Source organism: Bifidobacterium stellenboschense (genome assembly GCF_000741785.1).
GTDB lineage: Bacteria > Actinomycetota > Actinomycetes > Actinomycetales > Bifidobacteriaceae > Bifidobacterium > Bifidobacterium stellenboschense.
The window spans coordinates 296,576-312,360 of record NZ_JGZP01000014.1; the positions used below are offsets into that span (position 1 = coordinate 296,576).

The following is a 15,785-nucleotide window of genomic DNA, read 5'->3' on the forward strand; positions in this document are numbered from 1 at the left end:
ACGATGAGAGAACAACAGAGAACGACAAAGGAAAGGTGAATGATGCTCAGTCCCGCCGAATGGCCCCATGACATGAACATGATCCAGCGCCGCGCACAGAACGGCAACAAGTACGCCCAATGGCAGATGAGCCGGGCCTTCCATGACGGCGACGGCGTGCCGAAGAACTACGATCTGGCCCTCTTCTGGTGCCGGAAGTCCGCGGAGAACGGGTTCCTGGACGCCATGGAGGATCTGGGCGATCCGAGGATGTACCACACGCTGTCTCCGTCCGAAACCCGTCAGTGGTCCGAGAAGGCGATGCAGGCCGAGCTCAATGTCAAGGCGGTCGGCCCTATGACGACCGTGGGAGGAACCGGTGAGGCCAAGTCGTACGGTACTGATCCGACCCCGTACCTGAAGGACATCCGAATGGCCGAGAAGATGGCCGAAAGTGACGACCCCGAGCAGTTCCTGACCGCCATGTACATGCTGCAGGGGCCTGCGGAACAGGGCGTGGCGCGTGCGGAATACGCGCTCGGCATGGGATGCCTTCACGCCATGGGGATGGCGTTCACCAGGGACCAGGCCCGGCGACTCCAGTCCTTGGACATCAAGACGGGCCTGTATTCGGCCTCCCACTGGCTTTCGCTCGCCAGCAAACATGGTCATGGAACCGCGGCCGTGATGCTCGGCGATTTGAACGCGCAGGGGACCATGGATCACGGCGAACCCAACATGCACGTCGCCGCCGCCATGTACGCCCGTGCCCAAGCCAACGGCTATCCGTTGGAAGACAAGCAGCAGGCGGTTCTGGACCGTTACGGGAAGAAGGGTGGTGGCGCCTCCGGCGGTTCGTCCACGCACGGAGGGTCGACGGCGAATCCGAGTGCGAAGCAATCCGTGCCGATGCCGCCGCGGCCCGCCGCGCCCGCGGGTGGGGCGGCGCCGCAGCCGTCGAACTGGCAGCCCGGCCAGCCTTGGGCGCCCGGCCAGACGCCGCAGCCGGGTCAGGCCGCCCCGGCTGCGAAGAACGCCGCTCCTGCGAAACAGAGTGGCCTGGGACGGGTGCTGGTGGTGCTCGGCATCGTGCTGGCGGTGCTGTGGGTGGTCCTGTTGCTGTTCGGCGGCGCGAAGCTGTGGATGCTGGTCCTTGCCGTCGTCCTCATCGTGGCCGGCAAGGTGGTCTCCAACAAGGGCAACGGAGGCAATGGAAACAACGGGAGTGACGGCCGGCAATCGCAATGACCGCGGTGGTGGTCCAACCGCCATGCCGCTGCCGTAGGATGAGTGCAGCAGAGCCATAGTGAAAGACTCCGCGCAAGAGAAGAGAAGGAGGGCGTCATGAGTGGTGCCATGCCGAATATCACGAAACCTGCGGGGCGCCGGGGCCGTCGTTCGTGTGGCCGCAGCCCGCACCCCCGGCTATGACCGGATTCGAGTCCATGTTGGCGAGGATGCAAGGCGGCGTGGTCTACACGCTGGTATGCATGGTCAATTCCGTGTTCACGCTGATCGCGTTCCTGCTCATCGCGGTACTGGGATTGGATGCGGTGATTCCGGAGGATTCCTCGCCCATCTGGGGGCCCATCCACGCATACATGATGTGGGCCGCGGGCCTGCCGCTGGCGGTGACCGGCAACCCCAGGCCGGCCGTGCTGGACGATCTGACGCCGCTGTTCACCGATCCGCTGGGAATGGCGCTGTTCATGGTGATGCTCTGGGTGCCGTTCGCCGTGCTTGCGTTCGTCCTCGCCCTGCTCACCGGCAAAAGCGCGCAGGGCGGCTCGCTGCGGCCCTCGCTGCTCGGCCGGTTCGCCGTGTTCGTCAACCTGCCCGGACGGCTGTGGACGTGGCTGATTCGTTTGGTGTTCGGTTGGATATTCAGGAACAAGGCGAAGATTCTGCTGGGCGGCGCGCTGTCTGGCGTGGTCATGGCCGCCAGCAACGCCACCGAGGATCCGGGACGCCGCTGGGGAAACCAGTATGGCGGCGGATACGTGAGGAGCCCCGCCCCCGGTCCGCTGGCGTTCCTGCTGTCGCTGCTGAACCTGCTGTTCCTGTTCCTCCTGACGCTGATCGTCTGGAGTGTGACGTCGATACCGTACCTGTTCCCGATCATCGGCATGATGATCCGGGCGACGAACACGCCGGCCGACTTCGGCACGTTCGTATGGGGTACGGTCGTGGCGATTCTCGGCGTGACCATCGGCATATGGTTCCCGGGCATCTGCGACTTCTACCGTCGCCACGCCATCCACCTGTCCGTCCGCGAACGGTTCGACTGGTTCCCGCTCACGCCGAGCGAACGGGCCATGAAGCGCGAGGCGGCATACGAGCAGCGGGCCGCGCAGGCGCTGGGCGGCGGGAACCGGCAATAGCTCACGGCGATCAGGCCGCCCGAGTCGCCTGTGGCGTCTTCGTCGCCCGAATCACAAACTTGAGCCACGAGCGCTCAAGTTTTGGGAATAGAATGTCCTCCGGGTCGGTTGAACGTGTCAGAAACACGAACAACCACAAGACTTGGAGGACAGACTTATGGAACAGAAGTTCACGACCATGGCCCAGGAGGCCATCGGCGACGCCATCCAGAGCGCTGCCGCCGCGGGCAACGCGCAGGTCGAGACCCTGCACGTGATGGACGCGCTGCTGCGTCAGGAGCAGGGCGTCGTGCGCGGGCTCATCCAGGCTGCGGGCGGCGACCCGCAGGCCATCGGCGCGGCCGTGCGCAACGCATTGGTGGCGCTGCCGAGCGCGTCCGGCTCGACCACGTCGCAGCCGCAGGCGAGCCGCCAGTTGACCGCCGCGCTCGCGCAGGCCGAGAAGGAGATGCAGCAGATGGGGGACGAGTACGTCTCCACCGAACACCTGCTCATCGGCATCGCCGCATCGGCCCCGAACCAGTCGGCCGAGATCCTGAAGAAGAACGGCGTCACGCCCGAGGCCCTGCGCAAGGCCGTGCCCGGCGTGCGCGGCGGCGCGAAGGTGACCAGCCCGGACGCGGAAGGCAGCTACAAGGCGTTGGAGAAGTACTCCACCGACCTGACCGCCGCCGCGAAGGAAGGCAAGCTCGACCCGGTGATCGGCCGCGATCGGGAGATCCGCCGCGTCATCCAGATCCTTTCGCGTCGTACGAAGAACAACCCGGTGCTGATCGGCGAGCCGGGCGTCGGCAAGACCGCCGTCGTCGAAGGCCTCGCGCAGCGCATCGTCGCCGGCGACGTGCCGACCACGCTGCAGGGCAAGAAGCTCATCAGCCTCGACCTCGGCTCCATGGTGGCCGGATCGAAGTACCGTGGCGAGTTCGAGGAGCGTCTGAAGGCGGTCCTCAACGAGATCAAGAACGCGAACGGCCAGATCATCACGTTCATCGACGAGATCCACACGATCGTCGGCGCCGGCGCGGCCGAAGGCTCGATGGACGCCGGCAACATGTTGAAGCCGATGCTCGCCCGCGGCGAACTGCGCCTGATCGGCGCGACCACGCTCGACGAGTACCGCGAGAACATCGAGAAGGATCCGGCGCTGGAGCGTCGTTTCCAGCAGGTGTTCGTCGGCGAGCCCTCCGTGGAGGATACGATCGCGATCCTGCGCGGCCTGAAGCAGCGTTACGAGGCGCACCACAAGGTGACGATCGGCGACGATGCGCTCGTGGCCGCCGCGACCCTGTCCAACCGGTACATCTCCGGCCGTCAGCTGCCCGACAAGGCCATCGACCTGGTCGACGAGGCGGCCGCTCATCTTCGTATGGAACTCGACTCCTCCCCGGAGGAGATCGACGAGCTCCAGCGCAAGGTGACCCGCTACGAGATGGAGGAGATGCAGCTCAAGAAGGCCGAGGATCCGGCGTCCAAGGAGCGTTTGGAGAAGCTGCAGGCCGAAATGGCCGACGCGCGCGAGAAGCTCGCGGGGCTCAAGGCCCGTTGGGACGCGGAGAAGGCCGGCCACAACAAGGTCGGCGACCTGCGCGCCAAGCTCGACTCGCTGCGCGTCCAGGCGGACAAGTTCACCCGTGAGGGCAACCTCGCCGAGGCGAGCCGCATCCTGTACGGCGAGATCCCGGCCATCCAGAAGGAGCTCGCCGCCGCCGAGAAGGCGGACGCCGAGTCGAAGGAAGGCGGCGAGAACGCGAACAAGCCCGAGCCGATGGTCCCGGACCATGTGGACGCCGACTCCGTCGCGGAGATCGTCTCCGACTGGACCGGCATCCCCGTCGGCCGCCTCATGCAGGGCGAGAACGAGAAGCTGCTCCACATGGAGAACTACCTCGGCAAGCGCGTGATCGGCCAGAAGGAAGCCATCCAGGCCGTGTCCGACGCGGTGCGCCGCTCGCGTGCCGGCATCTCGGACCCGAACCGTCCGACCGGCTCGTTCCTGTTCCTCGGCCCCACCGGCGTCGGCAAGACCGAGCTCGCCAAGGCGCTCGCGGACTTCCTGTTTGACGACGAGAAGGCCATGGTGCGCATCGACATGTCCGAGTACATGGAGAAGGCGAGCGTGAGCCGTCTGATCGGCGCCGCGCCGGGCTACGTCGGCTACGAGCAGGGCGGCCAGCTCACCGAGGCCGTGCGTCGTCGCCCGTACTCCGTCGTGCTGTTCGACGAGGTCGAGAAGGCGAATCCGGAGATCTTCGACGTGCTGCTGCAGGTGCTCGACGACGGCCGTCTGACCGACGGTCAGGGCAGGACCGTGGACTTCAAGAACACGATCCTCATCATGACCTCCAACCTCGGCTCCCAGTTCCTCGTCAACGAGGATATGGACGCCGACGCCAAGAAGAAGGCCGTGATGGACGCGGTGCACATGAACTTCAAGCCGGAGTTCCTGAACCGTCTCGACGACATCGTGATGTTCCACCCGCTCACCCGCGAGGAACTCGGCGGCATCGTCGACATCCAGGTGAAGAGCGTGGCCGCGCGCCTCACCGACCGCCGCATCAAGCTCGACGTGACCACCGCCGCCCGCGAGTGGCTCGCCAACATGGGCTACGATCCGGCGTACGGCGCCCGTCCGCTGCGCCGCCTCGTGCAGACCGAGGTCGGCGACCAGCTGGCCCGCATGCTGCTCGCCGGCAAGGTGCACGACGGCGACACGGTGCTCGTCGACCAGACCGGCGGCGAACACCTGGAGCTCACCGCCATGCCCGAGGACCCGCTTGCGGGTTCCGGCGCGCCCGACGACCCCGACGTCAACGTCGAGGACGTCAAGACCGACGAGTGACGCATGCTCCCGTTGGCGAGTGACATATGCTCGCCGGCGGCGAGGATGAGTGATGCATGCTCCCGCCGGCGGGAGCTGGCCCGCGTAGCGGGACTGAGGGTGGTCGCCGGTCGGCTTGTGCCGTGACCACCCCCAGTCGGTCTTCGACCGACAGCCCCCGCCGGCGGGGGGGGGGGCGGAGACGTCGATGCCGCTCAGTGCTCCGGCGGAACGAACGCTTCGAAGATGTGGTGGTCGAAGTATCGGTCGCACTGCGCGAGCTCGTCGCTGGAACGCACCGTCCACGAGACGGCGATCGCGCCCATCGAACGGGCGAGACGCACCTGCGGCAGCGCGCCGCCCGTCCAGTCGTAGGCGACGAAGTCGGGGCGGGACAGCCAGTCGAAGGCGAGCAGACCTGCGGCGAACTCGGCCGGACCGTTCTTCGTGAGCGAGGCGGGCCAGCTCAGCTGGCCGCGGCACACCTCCGGATGATGCTCCTTGTACCAGTGCACCGCGCCCGGGTTGAACGATTCGATGACGTACGGTCCCGCGTACGCTTCGAGCAGCGCGTGGCCCTTCTCCATGAGTTCGGTCTCGCGCTCGCCCCACGCGGCGTTGTCGTTGAACTTGTATTCGACGATGAGCGGCGCGCGGCCCGCCACCACCTTGAGCACATCGGCGAACAGCGGCACATGCTGGTAGTAGCCTTCCGGCGCGGCGGCCGGCGTGACGACCAGCGGCGGATTCTCGTCCGCGCCCGGCAGCGGATGCGCCTTGAGATCGCCCGGCTTCGAACCGCGGGCGGCGGGGAACAGGGGGATGCGCGTCAGCTCGTCGTAGGTGAGATCCTCGATGCGGCGCGGGTCGCCCGCCACGCGCAGCAGGTCCGGATCATGCACGACGACCACCTGACCGTCGAGCGTCAGCTGCAGATCGAGTTCGATGCCGTAGCCGGCTTCGCAGGCCGCGGCGAACGCGGCGAGCGAGTTCTCCGGCGCGAGCGGACCGGTCTCATCCGCCGTGCCGTACCCGGCTTTGAGGGCCATGCGCCGGGCGAGCGCCACGTAATCGGCGTTTTCGGCGATCGAGGCGTCGGTTGCGTCCGCCTTCGCGCTGACCGGATTGTCTCCGCCGTAGTCGGGGATGTCCGTGACGTTCACAAGTCCCGAACCCGCGTCGTGCAGACCGCGGTGCGCATACCAGACGTCGGGGATGACGGGCACGTAGTTGCGGCGTTTGTCGTTGAACGAGCGCGGCGCCAAGGCCCACGCGGCGGTGCCCGCGGCCGCGACGCCGCCGATCAGAACGTTTCTCAAGGCTTTCGACATGGCGATCCTCCCATACGTGATGACGTCCATATGCGTCCCAGACTACACCGCGTCGGCGAGCCAGCGGGGGAGGAGCGGATCGTCCGGGTCGAGGCGACGGTCCGCGTGTTCCGCGCGCAGCGGCTTCCAGCCGTCCGCGCGGAACACGTCGAGCAGGTCGTGTGCGGCGATCGGTTCCGGCGTTTCGGCGAGCCGCAGCAGCCACGCGCACACGCCCGTCACCTGCGCCGCCGTCACGCCGCGCGACCGCAGCGCGCCCATGTCCAGCGAACGTTCGCGCTTGGCGAGACGCCGCCCCGCCGCGTTGTCGATGAGCGGGATGTGCGCGTAGGCGGGGTGCGCGGCGCCGTCATCCCGGCCGGCGGCGATGAGACGTTCGCGGATGTAGGTCTGGAGGGCGGTGGAGTGCAGCAGGTCGCGGCCGCGCACGATCGAATCGACGCCCATCGCGAGGTCGTCCACGGTGACGACGAACTGGTAGCCGAACAGACCGTCGGAGCGGCGGATCACCGAGTCGCCGATGTCGTGCGCGAGATCGAACGACTGCGGACCGAACACCGCATCGTCGAATGAGACCGCGATATCGGGCATCGCGATGCGCAGGGAGTGACGGTCGCCGCGCGCGAGCCGTTCGCGCACCATATCGGGGCGATCGCGCATGAGGCGGCGGCAGGTGCCGGGGTAGATCTGGAAGCCGTCGCCCTCCTGCGGCGCCGACGCGGCGCGGATGTCCGCGCGCGAGCAGAAGCACGGATAGACGAGCGGGATGCGTGCGGTGTCCGGTGCGACGTCATCAGATCGGACGCCCGTGGGTGTTTCACGTGGAACCATGTCGATTTCGATAGGGGAATCGTCGGCGCATTGGCCGTCGAACGTGCGCAACGCCTGTTCGTACAGGTCGATGCGCTGCGACTGGTAGACGGGTTCGCCGTCCCAGTCGAGGCCGAGCCAGTCGAGATCGTCCATGATCCATCGGTCGGCGTCCGGCAGCACGCGTGGGGTGTCGATGTCCTCGATGCGCAGCAGCATGCGCTGGCCGCGCGCCCGTGAATCGAGCCACGCGGCCAGCATCGCCGTCATATTGCCGATATGCATGCGCCCCGAAGGCGTAGGTGCGAACCGTCCCGTCATGCGACCCAGCCTACACGGGGTAGAGGGTCGAATCCTATTTGTGGTACGGCTCTCCCGCGTTGATCTTGTACGCCCGGTAGATCTGCTCCAGCAGGATGACGCGCATGAGCTGGTGCGGGAACGTCATCTTCGAGAAGCTTAAACGGAAATCGGCCCGGCGCAAAATCGCGTCGTCCAATCCGATCGAACCGCCGATGACCAGCTGGATGTGGCTGGTGCCGCGCAGACCGAGATCGTCGATCTTCGCGGCAAGCTCCTCGCTGGACAACTGCTTGCCGTCGATCGCCAAAGCGATGACGAACGCATTGTCACGCAAATGCTTGGCGATGCGTTCGCCCTCCTTCGCTTTGATCTGGCGTTCCACGCCCGCCGAGGCGTGTTCGGGTGTCTTCTCGTCGGCGACTTCGATGATGTTGAGCTTGCAGTAGCGCGACAGTCGTTTCGAGTATTCGTCGATGGCGTCGCGCAGGTAGCGTTCCTTCACGCGTCCCGGCGCAATGATGTCGATTTGCATGGTGATTCCGTAGGATGGGCTCCCGCCAGCGGGAGCGGGATTTCCGAGGAGTGATGCGGATAACGCTCCGTCAGTCGATCACTCCGTAGAGGCGGTCGCCGGCGTCGCCGAGCCCCGGCACGATGTAGCACTTGTCGTTGAGCTTCTCGTCGACGGCGCACACCACGACCTTGAAATCGATGGACGGGTCGATGTGCTCCTCGACGTACTTGATGCCTTCCGGCGCGGCGATGATGTTGATCGCGGTGACGTCCTTCGCGCCGCGCTCGGCCAGATAGTGCGTGGCGGCGACGAGCGTGCCGCCGGTGGCGAGCATCGGGTCGATGAGGAAGCACTGGCGGCCGGTCAGATCATCGGGCAGACGGTTCGCGTACGTGATCTGCTGGGTGGGGTGATCCTCGTCGCGCTTCATACCGAGGAATCCGACTTCGGCGGTGGGCAGCAGACGGGTCATGCCGTCGAGCATGCCGAGCCCGGCACGCAGCACGGGCACGATGATCGGGCGCGGCTCGGCGAGCTTCTTGCCGGTCATCGGCGCGACCGGGGTCTCGATCGGCGTGGCCACGACGGACAGGTCGCGCGTCGCCTCGTACGCTTCGAGCATGACAAGTTCGGAGACGAGCTCGCGGAAGGTGGAGGACGGGGTGTTCTTGTCGCGGAGCACGGTCAGCTTGTGCTCGACGAGCGGATGATTCAAAACATGCAGTTCCATGCTTCCCAAGCCTACCCGCTTCACGCGTCCATGGCGGTACGCGTGGCGGTCCGGTCATGGCGGAGCGTGTGATAGCCTGACTGCGATTTCAGCAGTGAGTATGGCGGGGAATCGTCCGCCTGATGCCGCAATGAGGGGAACCACCGATGAAGAAAAGTCTGCTGGCCGTCGCCGCCGGGGCGTTCGTGCTCGGCGCCGCCGAATTCGTGATGATGGGCATCCTGCCCCAGGCCGCGGCGGCCACGCGCGTGTCCATCCCGACCGCCGGCCATTTCATCTCCGCGTACGCGATCGGCGTGTGCGTGGGCGTCGCCATGCTCGTGTTCGGGCGCAAGACGAGTCCGAAGCATCTCGTCATCCTGTTCATGGCGCTGGCGTTCGTCGGCAACGCGTTGAGCGCCGTCGCGCCCACCGCCGGCGTGCTCGTCGCCGCACGATTCATCGCAGGGCTCCCGCACGGTGCGTTCTTCGGCACCGGAACCGTGATCGCGAAGACGCTCGCCGACAAAGGCAAGGAAGGCAAGGCGGTCGCCGTGATGGTGACCGGGCAGACCATCGCCAACATGTTCGGCGTGCCCGCTGGAACGTTGCTCGCCGAATACCTGAACTGGCGTCTCGCGTTCACGATCTTGGCGATCGGCGCCGCTCTCACCATCGTGCTTACGCTCGCGTGGATGCCGCTCGTCCCCGCCGTTCCGGACGCGGGTCTCGCCGGACAGTTCCGCTTCCTCGCCAAGCCCGGACCGTGGCTGGTGCTCGGCGCCGTGTTCATCGGCAACACCGGCGTCTTCTGCTGGTGGAGCTATGTGAGCCCGTGGCTGCAGAAGACCGGCGGCTACGATTCGCGGTTCGTGCCGCTGCTGATGATGCTCGCCGGATTCGGCATGGTGGTCGGCGGCCTCGCCGGAGGCCATCTCGCCGACCGATGGCTGCACGCGGCGACCGCCGCCGTCGGCCAGTCGATCTCCGCGGTCGGACTGCTGCTCGTGTTCCTGCTGCCCGGCAATCTCGTGACCTGTGCGATCCTCACGTTCTGGATCGCGTTCGGCCTGTTCTTCATCAACGGGCCGCAGCAGCTGCTCATGGCCGACGCGGGCAAGGGCGGCGGCGAACTCATCGGCGGCGCGGCCGTGCAAATCGGCTTCAACGGCGGCAACGCGGTCGGATCGCTCGTCGGCGGCATGGCGCTCAACGCCTCCGGCATGGACTACCACATGACCGGTCTGGCCGGCATGCCGTTCACCGTGGTCGCGGTATTGCTGCTCACGACGTTCGCGCTGCGATTCGAACGGAGGCACGAACCGGCGGGCCTGTGACCGCCGGTTCTATTCGCAGGCCACGCCGTCGCGGTCGCGGTCGAGCTTGGTCGAGTAGCCGGGCTGGCCCTGATAGAGCGGAGCCTTGCCGGCGGCGCGCACGGCCGCGCAGTTCGGGTAGTAGACGTTCGCGTCCTGTTGCTGTTGCTGCTGTTGGGCCTGCTGCTGCGCCTGCGCTTCCGCCTGGCGCTGCGCTTCCTCGGCGGCCGCCTTGCGCTGCGCCTCCGCCGCTTCGGTGTCGGCGGTGGCCTGCGCCTCGTCGTTCAGCGGCACGGTCTGCGTCGGGCAGGTGTCGAGCACCTTCGTCATCGCCTTGCGCTCCGCCTTCGTGACCCACAGCGAATACTTCGCCTTCACGCCGATCTGCCGCGCCACGTACGCGCAGCGGAACGACTTGTTCTTCGGCAGCCAGGTGGCCGCGTCGCCGTCGCTCTTCTGCTGGTTCGACGGACCGTCGACCGCGAGCAGGTTGTACGGGTCGTTGGCGAGCTGCTTGCGCTGCGAGGCGGACAGTTTCTGCGCGCCCTTCTGCCACGCGTCGGACAGGGCGACCACATGGTCGATCTGCACGGCGCTGCTCGTCTTGTTGCCGCGCTTGAAGCTGATCGTCTTGCCCGTGTACGGGTCGGCGAGCGTGCCCGACGTGACGATGCAGTCATGCGTGCCCGCCTTGAACGTCACGTCGGTCATGTCACGCTTGAGGATGTCGTTGCGCGTATCGCAGCCGTTGTGGTCGACGTCCGCCCACGCCGCGCCGAACTGCGTGCGCGCGTACCCGGTCTTCGGCGCGCGTCCCTTCGTCTTGAGCGACGCCAGCACCTCGGTCGCCGCCTTGCCTTCGAAATCGGTGGAAGCGGTGGTGTCGGACGTCGCGATTGTGGCGGCGCTCGCGTCCGTGCCGTCCGCGGCGAGTGCCGGTGCCGGCGCGACCAGCATCGTCGCCGCCATCGCGACCGCCGCGATGAGCGACGTCGCGAACGCACGTGACGTCGCGACGTTTCGTGCGTCCATTCCATGACGATGGATTCTGAACATGATGATCCCTTTCTTTCTCCCCGCCGGTGAGATGTTAAGTGCCAAAAAATGTCATAGAATACATTTTTAGGTGGATAAAAATGTATTCTACAACATTTTTCCATAGATAAGGAGGGCTGTGCGATGCGACGGAACATGCTGGAACAACTGGTCGAATGGGCGGTGTCGCGGGATCGCAAGCCCTTGCTGCTGTATGGCGCACGCCAGACGGGGAAGACCTATCTCCTGACGGAATTGGCGAAAACGGTCTTCCCGGGGAATTGCGTGCGCTTCGATCTGGAACGGGACCTGCGCGCGAGGCAGGCGTTCGAGATGGATCTGGATCCGCAATTCGTGGTGCGCCGGTTGTCGCAGGTGTCGGGGCAGCCCATCGTTCCCGGACGGACTCTTCTGATTCTCGACGAGATCCAGGCGTCGAACCGCGCGCTGGTGGCGTTGAAGTATTTCCAGGAGGATATGCCGCAGCTGCATGTGGCCGCGGCCGGCAGTCTGCTGGGAGTGGCGGTCAACCGGCAGGGGTTCAGCATGCCGGTCGGCAAGGTGGAGACGCTGACGCTGTATCCGATGGGATTCGACGAATTCCTCGACGCTATGGGGGAGGGGGCTCTCGTTTCCGAGATTCGTGAATGCCACGCGCAGTCGCGGCCGTTCTACCTGCATGAATCGATGCTGGAACGATTCTGGCAGTATGTCATCGTCGGAGGCATGCCCGAAGCCGTCGAACGGTTCGCGCAAGACGGCGACTTTGCCGCGGTCCGCACGGTGCAGTCGACGATCGCCGACCTGTACGTCGCCGACATGGCGAAATATGCGACGCCGGTGGAGACCGCGCGCATCCGCGACACATGGAACAGCATCCCCGCCCAGCTCGCCAAGGAGAACCACAAGTTCCAGTACAAGCTGGTGAGAAGCGGCGGACGCGCATCCGTATATGGCCCGTCGATCGCCTGGCTGCTCGCGGCGGGATTGGTGGAACGGTGTGCGCGCGTCTCCAGCGGTCGCCTGCCTTTGGCCATGCATGAGGATGCTTCGGCGTTCAAGATATATATGAGCGATACCGGTCTGCTGGCGGCACGCTCCGAACTGGATCCCGCGCTGGTTCTGGACGCGAATTACCGCAGGCAACTCGATCTGGGCGGCATCGTAGAGAATTATGTGGCGCAGGCGTTGGCTGCGAATGGTGTTCCGTTGCGTTATTGGACGAGCGGAAACGCCGCCGAAGTTGATTTCGTCATGCAGATGCCGGGGGCTGCGGTCGCCACTCCGGTCGAAGTCAAGTCGTCCGACAACACCAGGGCCCGCAGCCTCACGGTCTATCGCGGCAAATACGAGCCTGCGGAGGCGATTCGGCTGTCCGTCAAGAACTTCGGCGCCGACAACGGCATTCGCAGCGTGCCGCTCTACGCCGCGTTCTGCCTGAAATAGGTTGGTACAGGTAATGTCTGACTCCAGTGGATGTGGAGCAAAAGTCTTCTGCGTGTTCGATTATGTCGCTTTCATGTTGAGACAGGTTCGGATATTTTCGCGGCGGCGGCCCCGACGGAGAGCCCCTGCAGGTCCGTATGACCGTTATGCATCACAGGCCGGCGAATCATAAGCGACGAGAACGTGGAGTCGGGTGGGTGAGAGGTGAATAACCGTTGCCGGGTGCCGATTCCAATGGGCGGACGAATCAGCGGAAGAGCGCGGAGTCGGCGGAAGGGTAGCCGAGTTCCATCGCGCGCCAGGCGCGGGCGGCGGCCATGCGGGCCAGCCAGTCGAGCGTCTTGCGTGACGGGGATGCGGCCGCGTCCGAAGAGTCGGAGGCCTCGGACGAGCCGGCGGAGGTGGTCGAGGAACCGGCATCGGTGCCGGAAGTCGTTCCCGAACCGGATGCCCCCGAATCCCCCGCGGCCCCATCATCGCCGCGCATCGCGTCGAGGTAGGCGCGGGCGCAGTCCATTTCGATGACGGCCACCGTCGGCGCGGTCACGCCGGGCGCCGCGGCATCCTCGATCGTGTCGGGATGCGCGATGAGCTGGTCGACCGCGTACACCTTCTGCCGCGGGTCCTTGCTCGCGCCGGACAGCGAGAACAGGCGCTGCGCGGCGGTCTTGTGGTTGTCGGATGCGGCGAGCGTGGCGTTCCCGACGCCGCGCGCCGCCAGCACCTCGAGCGCGAATCCGGCGCGGTCCTCCGCCAGCGACATCGCCGACAGCGCGTCGGCGCCCGCGTCGAGCCGCACGACGTCGCCGTAGTCGACGGTCGGCGGCGTGGGCGAGGCGACACCGAGCGCAGCGCCGAGCGTCTCGGCGGCGTACGAGACCTGCGCCGAGCGCATCGCGCCTTCGGCGAAGCGCGACGTGCAGGCGGAGGCGACGGTGATCCACGCCTCGCCCGCGGCGCGCGTGACGAGATAGCGCATCATCGTCGGCATCGCCGCGTAGCCGTCGGACAGGGCGGGCGTGCCGGTCTGCGCGGCGAGATACGCGCTTTCGCAGGTGCCGAGCTTCGACGCGTCGGCGTTGCGCGATTCGAGATGCGGCGCCGCGCATCCCGCCAGCGGCGCGACGAGCGCGCACGCGGCGGCGATCGCGGCGAGACGCGACACGTGACGCGGCAGGAGGCGGGCGACGACGGCGCGGAGGCCACCGGCCCGCACGCCCACGGCTGAATCACGATGTGTCTGCATAAAACAGTAGAGTAAACATCGACTATGACCAAATGGGCCAAGAGCCGATATAACTGAACTCAAGGGAGGTCTTGCGAGATGGAACTGGACCTGCAAGGCATGCACAAGCTCGCATTGGAGCAAGGAATCGACCCGGAGGCGCTTGATGCGGCCCTCGCCGAGGCGCTGCGCCTCGCGTACATGAAGACCTCGCACCCGGCCAAGCACGCGCGCGTCGAACTCGACGAACGCGCCGGCACGTTCACCGTGTGGGCCGCCGACGAGATTCCGGGCACCCCCACCGAGGAGGATCCGCACCCGGCGCCGACGCTCGGCGAGGAGTACGACGACACCCCGCGCGACTTCGGCCGTCTCGCCGCCGCCACCGCGCGCCAGGTCATCACCCAGCTGTTCCGCCGCGCCGAGGACGAGCGCGTGTTCGGCGCGTTCTCCGGCCAGAAAGGCAAGCTCATCACCGGCATCGTCCAGCAGGACGTGAAGGACCCGTCCAACGTGCACATCGCCGTCGGCGACGTCGAGGCGATCCTGCCCCGTCGCGAGCAGGTGCCGGGCGAGCGCTACCGTCACGGCCAGCGTCTGCGCGTGTACGTGGTGAACGTGGGCCGCGGCGTGAAGGGCCCGGAGATCATCGTCTCCCGCTCTCACCCGGAGCTCGTGCGCAAGCTGTTCGAGCGCGAAGTCCCGGAGCTCGTCTCCGGCGCCGTGTCGATCATGGCGATCGCGCGCGAGGCCGGCGCCCGCACGAAGATCGCCGTCAAGGCGAACACGGACGGCGTGAACCCGAAGGGCGCGCTGATCGGCCCCGGCGGTGCCCGCGTGCGCGCCGTCATGGAGAACCTCGGACCGGAGAAGATCGACATCGTCGACTACTCCGACGATCCGGCGAAGTTCGTGGCCTCCGCGCTGAGCCCGGCCGTCGCGACCGGCGTGCAGGTGATCAGCGAGAAGAACAAGACCGCGATCGCGTTCATCCACGACGACCAGCTGTCGCTCGCCATCGGCAAGGAGGGCCAGAACGCGCGTCTGGCCGCCAAGCTCACCGGTTGGAAGATCGGCATCGAGTCGGCCGAGGCCCACGCGAAGAAGGTCGCCGAGGAGAAGGCCGCCGAGGCCGCTGAGGCAGCTGAGGCTGCCGGTGCCGCATCCGGCGACGCCGCCTCCGCCCCGGAACCGGCCTCGGAAGCGAAGTAACCGGAAGGCCTGCGCCCGGCGTGCCCACATCCAGCGTGTTGAGTATGCTTGATGCGGTATGCCGGGCGTAAGCATGCCCGGCCAAAGAACGAGGATTACACGATCATGGTCGCACGATGAACAGGCTCGTCGTCTTCAAGTTTTGACCGCGCAGGCGCGTGGTCACGGATAGGAGAACAAGTAGTGGCGAAACCACGCGTTTATGAAATTGCCAAGGAACTCGGCATCGACAGCAAGACCGCGCTGGAGAAGCTGAAGGATATGGGGGAGTTCGTCAAGTCCGCCTCCTCCACGGTCGAGCCCCCGGTGGCTCGCAAGCTCAGGTCCGCCTTCGCGAAGCAGGGCGGCAACGGTGGCCAGGGCGGCAACCGTCAGAACGGCGCCGGCTCGCACGGCGCGCCCAAGGGTGCGCGCCCCGGCCAGCACCATCCGTCTCCGGCCCCGACTCCGGGCCCGGCGGCGTCCCACACCTCCCGTACTTCTTCCGCCGCGCCGACCCCGGGTCCGCGTCCGGCGGCTCCGGCCGCGTCCGCTTCGGCTGTCGGCGAGCACGAGCAGCGTCCGGTTCCGGGCGCCCGTCCCGCCGCGCCGCGTCCCGGCCAGCATCGTCCGGGCCAGTCCGGCGCGCAGGGTGCCGGCTCTCGTGGCGAGCGTGGCGATCGTCAGCATCGTGGCGAGCGCGGCGAGGATCGCCGCGGCGGCCAGC

Annotated in this window: 13 protein-coding genes; 7 read left to right on the plus strand and 6 right to left on the minus strand. The window is 66.6% G+C overall.

Annotated features, from left to right (window positions below):
• The first annotated feature begins 39 nt into the window (after positions 1-39).
• The 3 genes from BSTEL_RS07765 to clpB all read left to right on the plus strand — a co-directional run bounded on the left by BSTEL_RS07765 (position 40) and on the right by clpB (position 5,199).
• Positions 40-1,227: a tetratricopeptide repeat protein gene (locus BSTEL_RS07765; RefSeq protein WP_034529057.1), complete on the plus strand. Its 1,188-nt coding sequence runs from the start codon at positions 40-42 to the stop codon at positions 1,225-1,227.
• 197 nt (positions 1,228-1,424) lie between these two features.
• Positions 1,425-2,360: a hypothetical protein gene (locus BSTEL_RS07770; protein WP_162178989.1), complete on the plus strand. Its 936-nt coding sequence runs from the start codon at positions 1,425-1,427 to the stop codon at positions 2,358-2,360.
• 157 nt (positions 2,361-2,517) lie between these two features.
• Entirely contained in the window at positions 2,518-5,199 is a 2,682-nt protein-coding gene (gene clpB / locus BSTEL_RS07775; RefSeq protein ID WP_034529061.1) for an ATP-dependent chaperone ClpB, read from the plus strand.
• 194 nt (positions 5,200-5,393) lie between these two features.
• Here the strand turns inward: clpB and BSTEL_RS07780 are convergent, their stop codons facing one another.
• The 4 genes from BSTEL_RS07780 to upp all read right to left on the minus strand — a co-directional run bounded on the left by BSTEL_RS07780 (position 5,394) and on the right by upp (position 8,866).
• Positions 5,394-6,509: a glycerophosphodiester phosphodiesterase family protein gene (locus BSTEL_RS07780; RefSeq protein WP_034529229.1), complete on the minus strand. Its 1,116-nt coding sequence runs from the start codon at positions 6,507-6,509 to the stop codon at positions 5,394-5,396.
• A gap of 42 nt (positions 6,510-6,551) precedes the next feature.
• Entirely contained in the window at positions 6,552-7,640 is a 1,089-nt protein-coding gene (locus BSTEL_RS07785; RefSeq protein ID WP_034529063.1) for a glutamyl-Q tRNA(Asp) synthetase, read from the minus strand.
• A 34-nt stretch (positions 7,641-7,674) separates the two neighbouring features.
• On the minus strand, positions 7,675-8,154 hold the full coding sequence (rlmH, locus tag BSTEL_RS07790; RefSeq protein ID WP_034529065.1) for a 23S rRNA (pseudouridine(1915)-N(3))-methyltransferase RlmH: 480 nt from the start codon (positions 8,152-8,154) through the stop codon (positions 7,675-7,677).
• A gap of 70 nt (positions 8,155-8,224) precedes the next feature.
• Positions 8,225-8,866: a uracil phosphoribosyltransferase gene (upp, locus tag BSTEL_RS07795; RefSeq protein ID WP_034529067.1), complete on the minus strand. Its 642-nt coding sequence runs from the start codon at positions 8,864-8,866 to the stop codon at positions 8,225-8,227.
• 146 nt (positions 8,867-9,012) lie between these two features.
• Between upp and BSTEL_RS07800 the strand changes: the two genes are divergently transcribed.
• Entirely contained in the window at positions 9,013-10,182 is a 1,170-nt protein-coding gene (locus BSTEL_RS07800; RefSeq protein ID WP_034529068.1) for an MFS transporter, read from the plus strand.
• A 9-nt stretch (positions 10,183-10,191) separates the two neighbouring features.
• Here BSTEL_RS07800 and BSTEL_RS07805 read toward each other — a convergent pair whose 3' ends face one another.
• Positions 10,192-11,118: a GmrSD restriction endonuclease domain-containing protein gene (locus tag BSTEL_RS07805; RefSeq protein ID WP_084686188.1), complete on the minus strand. Its 927-nt coding sequence runs from the start codon at positions 11,116-11,118 to the stop codon at positions 10,192-10,194.
• 234 nt (positions 11,119-11,352) lie between these two features.
• On the opposite strand from BSTEL_RS07805, the gene BSTEL_RS07810 reads away from it, so the two are divergent.
• Positions 11,353-12,642, plus strand: a complete 1,290-nt coding sequence (locus tag BSTEL_RS07810; protein ID WP_202962077.1) for an ATP-binding protein — start codon at positions 11,353-11,355, stop codon at positions 12,640-12,642.
• Positions 12,643-12,889: 247 nt separating this feature from the next.
• Here BSTEL_RS07810 and BSTEL_RS07815 read toward each other — a convergent pair whose 3' ends face one another.
• The gene (locus BSTEL_RS07815; protein WP_156963217.1) at positions 12,890-13,888 is read right to left on the minus strand and encodes a hypothetical protein; all 999 of its coding nucleotides are present in this window, start codon (positions 13,886-13,888) and stop codon (positions 12,890-12,892) included.
• Between the two features lie 78 nt (positions 13,889-13,966).
• Between BSTEL_RS07815 and nusA the strand changes: the two genes are divergently transcribed.
• Together nusA and BSTEL_RS12590 are read left to right on the plus strand one after the other, a co-directional pair.
• On the plus strand, positions 13,967-15,079 hold the full coding sequence (nusA, locus tag BSTEL_RS07820; protein ID WP_051922957.1) for a transcription termination factor NusA: 1,113 nt from the start codon (positions 13,967-13,969) through the stop codon (positions 15,077-15,079).
• Positions 15,080-15,262: 183 nt separating this feature from the next.
• Positions 15,263-15,785 (plus strand): translation initiation factor IF-2 N-terminal domain-containing protein (locus BSTEL_RS12590; RefSeq protein ID WP_034529072.1); only part of this gene is annotated, 523 nt, incomplete at its 3' end.